Source organism: Candidatus Neomarinimicrobiota bacterium, assembly GCA_016784545.1.
Classification (GTDB): Bacteria; Fidelibacterota; UBA8477; order UBA8477; family JABMPR01; genus JABMPR01.
In genome coordinates, this window is record JADHUM010000096.1 from 1 (window position 1) to 5,159 (window position 5,159).

Consider the following 5,159-nt stretch of genomic DNA (forward strand, 5'->3'; position numbering starts at 1 on the left):
GCTAAGCCCCTGTATGCAATATAAATTTAGCCCGACACTTAAAGTAAATTCTTAAAAGACTTGTGTAAAAAAATGAGTCATGGTATATTGTGTCAACTACTTGTTTTGAGTTGAAATGAATGACAATTTGTCAGGTGACACTTTATGAAGGTTAGGGATTTATTAATCTACCTGCAATCGACTGGAAGTATCAGGGAGGAATATTGAAAATGAAACCATGGTTAAGCATCTTCTTATCTACTGTCTTGGTTACAGGTACAGCTCAGGCGCAATTTAATGAGGGTCAAACTGTTTTACACGGCGCCATAGGCCCTGCCTTTTCATATATGATATCACTTGAGCTGGATCAGACTGCATTTGGATTGTTGAGTAATTTTACCACTGACTTCGATATATCAGACGCCGCCGAGGTAACTGGCATTAATTCCAATGGGATGGTTGTGACCGGTTTTGAAGGTTTTGGTGAAGTCACACCACACTGGACCATCGGTATGTATGCTGGACAAGGTGAGTATATCGCCTCCGCCCAGGATGCAGCAGATGTTGACTTTACAGTGAACTTTGTGTTGAGTAGCGTCGGTGTTACTGCAGAGTTCAACACCCATTCACGATCCCGTCTCAAATTATTAGGGGGTTCCATGTTTGGGATTGGACAGGCTTCCCTGGTTGCCAGTTCATCACCTGGAAATGAAAGCTGGGATGAAATCATCGCCGGTCTTGCACCCCGAAAGGCTTTCGAGTTGTCCGCCTGGACACCCGTGGTCCAGCCATATCTGGGCATGCGCTTTGACATTTCTCGTTCAATGGGATTCAAAGCCATTGCAGGTTGGAATGAGCAGGTTGCTTCTGCTGGCAGTTGGAAACTTTACCACTCCAAAACAATTCCGGATTCAAAAGAAGTAGCTTTAAGGGCACTATTCTTCCGCTTTCAGCTTTACGTTATCCTTTAACTCACCGATTAGGACGCTTAACTCTTCAGCGTTCTTACTACAGAGTCGATACTCCATACCGTTATTGAATTGTGTAATATTATAGCGTAAGGCTCAAATGGGTGCTTTCATCAAATGCATGTCGCCGTTATTTTACACGCCGTGATTAAAAACAGGAACCTTGGCAAGAAACAAGGATTAATATATAGATATGAAGATTTTTAAACAGATTACCGTTGTCTCCCTCGTCCTGCTGGGCGTGTTTGCGCTGAGTCCCTCTGGACATGAATTGTTTGCCCAGGGAAGCGACTTTTACGATAAGTGGAGAGATTTCCAGGATATGGTCAAAATCATCAACACCAATTATGTTGAAGATGTTGACTGGGACAAAACCATGATTGGTGCCCAAAATGGGCTTATGGAAGCCCTTGACCCCCATTCCGTTTATATCGGAGCAGATCGCATGGGTCAGATTAATGAAAGTTTCCGTGGAAATTTTGAGGGTATCGGTATTGAGTTTGATATTATTGACAACTATATCACAGTTATCACTCCCATTGTAGGGTCTCCCTCGGATGGTTTGCTTCACCCTGGTGATCAGATTGTTAAAATTGATAAAGCATCCGCTTTTAAGATTACCCGGGATGGTGTTTTTGATAAACTGCGTGGCCCCAAGGGCTCAAGGGTTGATCTTGAAATTGCCAGACTGGGTGAAACTGAACTGATTCCTGTGACCATCTACAGAGATAAGATTCCAATTTATAGTGTGCTTGCAAAATTTGTCATGGAAGATGGGACTGGCTATATCTTATTGAATCGTTTTTCGTCAACAACTTCCAGTGAAGTGATTACTGCCATTACTGAGCTCCAGGCTCAAGGTATGGAACGCCTGATTCTTGATTTGAGAAATAATAGTGGTGGCTACATGGATGAGGTTATCAAAATCGTTGACTACATTCTACCCGGCGGTGAAAAGATTCTTTCCACAAAGGGTCGTTTAAAAAATGCCAATGAAGAAATGTACTCCAAACAGAAGCCAACTTTTTATAAGCAACCCATCATCGCCATGATCAATCGCGGGTCAGCATCTGCCAGTGAGATTTTTGCAGGAGCATTGCAAGATCTTGATCGCGGAATCGTAGTAGGAGAAACCAGCTTTGGCAAGGGGTTGGTTCAGCGCCAATATCCACTTCGTGATGGATCTGCTGTCCGGGTCACGGTTGCCCGATATTACACACCAAGCGGCCGTTTGATTCAGCGTGAATATGAAAATGGTGAAGCTCAAGATTATTATGCTGAACTATATGAAAAGGACTATGGGAAAGATACTACGGATCTGGATGATAGACCGATGTTTAGTACCAAAACGGGTCGCACAGTTTATGGCGGGGGGGGTATTGCACCTGATATTTTGCTGGCAGAACCAGCCACGATTTCCCGTGACCTGGCCAAAGTGAGACGTCATGATATCCGCTTTTTCTTCAAAATTGCCTCTGACCATGCCGCCAGTCATCCTGAGTTGGGGAATGATTGGGACAGCTTTTTCAAGACCTACACCGTGGATGAATCTCTCATGAACGAGGTTTACGAGAAGATGTTTGCCATTGAAGAGCTCGATCTGGATGAGGAAAAAGTCCGTGAGGATGATGAGACAATAAGATATTACATTAAGAGTGAGCTTGCAGCAAAGCTCTGGGGACGAAACGAGCAATATCAGGTGAGGGTGCAAATGGATAATCAAATCCAGGAAGCCCGTCAGCACTTTGAAGAGGCTCGTGAAATTGCCGAGGCTGCAGATTATTTATAGAGCAGGTTCAGAGCACCTAGAAACTATAGGACTGAGCGTGAATTTGATTGACTTTAGATACGTATGAAACTATGATTATGCGCTTGGTCAGATCAAGTTTAATATTATACAGGATTAGGAGGTAATACCGGATGGTTGCGTGGTTTTATAACGGTGGGCCCTTTATGTGGCCAATTCTTGGGGTTTTTATTTTTGGACTCGTATTTGTTGTTGAGCGCTTAATCAGCTTGATGAAGACAACGATGCAAACCAAATCTTTTTTGAAACAGATTGATGTAACTTTACGAGAACAGGGTGTTGAGGCAGCGATGGAAATCTGTCGTACAACTCCAGGTTCAGTGCCTTTAATTTATCTTGCTGGTCTTTCCAGAGCAGATCGTGGCACCCTCGCAGTTGAAAAAGCTATTGAAAGTGCTGGCTCAATCGAAATGTCATTCCTTGAGAATAACATGATCTGGTTGTCCACAGTTGTTTCATTGGCGCCTATGCTTGGATTTACGGGAACAGTTTTCGGTATGGTGCAGGCTTTTGATTCAATCGCAGCTGCAAATGATATTCAACCAGCCCTGGTTGCTGTTGGTATCTCTATGGCATTGTTGACAACACTCTTCGGTTTAGTTGTAGCTATGATCATTCAGTTTGCTCAGAATGTTTTCACATTCATGATTGATAAACTGATCATCAAAATGGAAGAATCTTCCCTGGATCTTATCGATACTATCGAGAACCTGGAGAAGAAATAATAACACCATAACCGGGGTTAGCTGATACTATGCTATTAAAGAAAAAAAGAAATAAAAGTGGTGGTGAAATTCCCACAGCATCCCTTCCGGATATTGTGTTTATGCTGCTGCTCTTTTTCCTGGTGACCACGACCATTGACATGGATAAAGGTCTGGGTATGGTGCTTCCAGAAAAGGGCAATACCACCGAAGTGAACCCTAAGAATATTACTAATATTCTGGTGAATGCTTCTGGTAAAATTGCAATAAGTCACGAAGGAGACATCCAGGTTATAGATGTTCGTGAGTTAAAGCATGTTGCCAAGAGATCGCTGGCAACCAATGACAAGATGATTTTTTCTGTCAAAACGGCCGCAACCAGCAAGTACAAGGACTACATTGAGGTGATTGACCAGCTTAAGCAGGCCAATGCCACACGTATTTCTATTGCTGACCCGGAGAGTTAGATCATGCGTTTAAAAAGAAAAATGAAAATTGAAGCCGGGATTCCAACATCCTCGCTTCCAGATATCATCTTTATGCTGCTGATTTTCTTCATGGTGGTTACCGTTCTGCGTGAGTTTCAGGGTCTAAAATTGATTCTTCCTGAAGCCAAAAAAATTGCCAAGCTGGAAGGTAATAAGCACGTTTCTCACATCTGGGCTACGTCTGAGGGAACCATTTCCATTGATGATCAGATTGTAGATATGGGGAAAGTAAGAACCATCATGTACGATAAGATTTTGGCAGATCCTCAGTTGACAGCTTCTTTGAAGGCTGATAGAAATGCTGAGATGGCGATCATCACCGACATACACCAGGAGCTTCGAGAAGCAAATGCGCTAAAACTGAACTATTCAGCCAAACCGAGGGAGTAGGATTATGATAGAACAACAATATCCGCACATCTCGGTGAAGCTACAGCATCGGCGGTATCTTGAAATTGGTGCCATGGTCGTGCTGTTTTTGTTTACCGTAGTGCTCTTTGTCTTCGATAAGTTTGAAGCAGAAGAATTTCAAGAGCAGGCCTATGTGGCTCCAATTGAGAACATTGAGATTCCCCCGGAAACGCAACAGTTTGACAAGCCACCACCCCCTGCGCGTCCTTCCATTCCAATTGAATCTGAAGATGAAGAAATCGATGAAGATTTCACCATTGAAGAAACTGATCTGGAAGACTTTGAAATTCTGGACGAACCACCACCACCACCTGAAAGCAACGTGATCTTCATCGCTTATGATGAGCCACCAGAGCCCATGGGTGGTTATGCTGCGATTCAGCAGGCTGTTATTTATCCTGAAATTGCTCGCGAAGCGGGTATCGAGGGAACTGTTATTGTACAGGCCACCATTGGTAAAGACGGCCGGGTGAAAGAAACCATCATTCTTAAGGGTATACCAAAAACAGGTTTGGATGAAGCCGCCATGGATGCCATCAAAACCATCAAGTGGAAACCAGCTTATCAGCGTGATAAACCAGTAACAGTTAGAATTTCTGTCCCTGTAGTATTCCGTCTTAAAAACGGCTAAAAACCTACATCCTAGTATTGCAAAAAGGTCAGATTATTATCTGGCCTTTTTTTGTGCGTGTGCCGTGCATGGTTAATAACTAGGTGGTGCAAGTCCACTGTGGAGGATTGTAGTTTCCAACCACTAGTCGAGAGCAAGGGTGTCGTGGGTGACTGCGAATCTGAAGGAAGC

The 5,159-nt window shown here is 43.5% G+C and carries 6 protein-coding genes; all 6 read left to right on the forward strand.

All coding sequences use genetic code 11. The features are described 5' to 3' along the window. The first annotated feature begins 209 nt into the window (after nt 1-209). The 6 genes from ISR87_15135 (at nt 210) to ISR87_15160 (ending at nt 4,988) form a co-directional block, all read left to right on the forward strand. Complete coding sequence (locus tag ISR87_15135; GenBank protein ID MBL7026775.1) at nt 210-950, forward strand: hypothetical protein; 741 nt, start codon at nt 210-212, stop codon at nt 948-950. Between the two features lie 190 nt (nt 951-1,140). After that, complete coding sequence (locus ISR87_15140; GenBank protein MBL7026776.1) at nt 1,141-2,736, forward strand: S41 family peptidase; 1,596 nt, start codon at nt 1,141-1,143, stop codon at nt 2,734-2,736. A 131-nt stretch (nt 2,737-2,867) separates the two neighbouring features. After that, nucleotides 2,868-3,479: a MotA/TolQ/ExbB proton channel family protein gene (locus ISR87_15145; protein MBL7026777.1), complete on the forward strand. Its 612-nt coding sequence runs from the start codon at nt 2,868-2,870 to the stop codon at nt 3,477-3,479. 29 nt (nt 3,480-3,508) lie between these two features. Next, on the forward strand, nt 3,509-3,925 hold the full coding sequence (locus tag ISR87_15150; GenBank protein MBL7026778.1) for a biopolymer transporter ExbD: 417 nt from the start codon (nt 3,509-3,511) through the stop codon (nt 3,923-3,925). Between the two features lie 3 nt (nt 3,926-3,928). Beyond that, entirely contained in the window at nt 3,929-4,336 is a 408-nt protein-coding gene (locus ISR87_15155) for a biopolymer transporter ExbD (GenBank protein ID MBL7026779.1), read from the forward strand. Nucleotides 4,337-4,340: 4 nt separating this feature from the next. Then, nucleotides 4,341-4,988 (forward strand): energy transducer TonB, encoded by a 648-nt coding sequence (locus ISR87_15160; GenBank protein MBL7026780.1) that lies wholly within the window; start codon nt 4,341-4,343, stop codon nt 4,986-4,988. Nucleotides 4,989-5,159: the final 171 nt, after the last annotated feature.

Bases quoted from the DNA above. Each gene is read 5' to 3' on its own strand.
- ISR87_15135 (MBL7026775.1), top strand. From the start codon at position 210: ATGAAACCATGGTTAAGCATCTTCTTATCTACTGTCTTGGTTACAGGT.
- ISR87_15140 (MBL7026776.1), top strand. From the start codon at position 1,141: ATGAAGATTTTTAAACAGATTACCGTTGTCTCCCTCGTCCTGCTGGGC.
- ISR87_15145 (MBL7026777.1), top strand. From the start codon at position 2,868: ATGGTTGCGTGGTTTTATAACGGTGGGCCCTTTATGTGGCCAATTCTT.
- ISR87_15150 (MBL7026778.1), top strand. From the start codon at position 3,509: ATGCTATTAAAGAAAAAAAGAAATAAAAGTGGTGGTGAAATTCCCACA.
- ISR87_15155 (MBL7026779.1), top strand. From the start codon at position 3,929: ATGCGTTTAAAAAGAAAAATGAAAATTGAAGCCGGGATTCCAACATCC.
- ISR87_15160 (MBL7026780.1), top strand. From the start codon at position 4,341: ATGATAGAACAACAATATCCGCACATCTCGGTGAAGCTACAGCATCGG.